Below are 725 nucleotides of genomic sequence, written 5' to 3'. Positions count from 1 at the left end.
AAGGAATGTGAAGGGAGAAAATAAATTATTAATAGAAAAGTCTTTAACCCAAACAATAGAAAAAGAATTTTTCCTTAATGTTCATCAAAATTTATCCGCCCACATACAAGATAATACATCCTTAAAGTCCAATTCCATGCAGACAAAGGTAGAAGAACAATATTCTTTAGAATCTGATAATTCAACTTTTGACTTTCAAACAGATTGTGAAGTAAAAGCAGGCAATCAAATCCTCCACCAAGTAGGTGATACTCAAATTGTTACTAAGGGAGATTGTGTTATCATTAAAGTAGGTGGAGTTGAAGTAACTATAGACTCTAAAGGACTTGTGGTTAGAGGTGGAGAGCTTAGGGCAGAATGATAACTCGGAGATAAAAATGAGCCAAACAAACAATAACACAGAAATCAAAGAGCAAGACACTCAAGATGAAATCATTTGGGAAGGAAAAAAAGATATACCTTCGTTTTTGCTTTATTGGATAATATATATTGTGCTTTTATGTTTTATGCTTTATTTGCTTCCTAGGGCATTTGACAATACTAAGGATTTTAAATGGTTTATGGTTTTTATTATGTTTCTTGTAACGGTATATGCACTTGCACAAGAGATCTATAAAACGGCAAATATTAAAAGAATTTATATCACAAAAGAAAAACTTGTGATTAAGTATTATATCAAAAATGATTTGGTTTTTCCTTTAGGAACTTTTTTTGTGTATTATCGT

The 725-nt window shown here is 30.8% G+C and carries 2 pseudogenes; both read left to right on the top strand.

From position 1 onward, the window contains the following. Positions 1-361 (top strand): annotated as a pseudogene (locus tag AJ932_RS10755) (hypothetical protein); the annotation flags it as partial. Positions 362-377: 16 nt separating this feature from the next. Then, positions 378-725 (top strand): annotated as a pseudogene (locus tag AJ932_RS10750) (hypothetical protein); the annotation flags it as partial.

The organism is Campylobacter sp. BCW_6873 (assembly GCF_001762365.1).
GTDB classification, from domain to species: Bacteria; Campylobacterota; Campylobacteria; order Campylobacterales; family Campylobacteraceae; genus Campylobacter_D; species Campylobacter_D jejuni.
The sequence above is the reverse complement of the archived record's forward strand: the minus strand, read 5'-3'. Positions and strand labels throughout refer to the sequence as shown.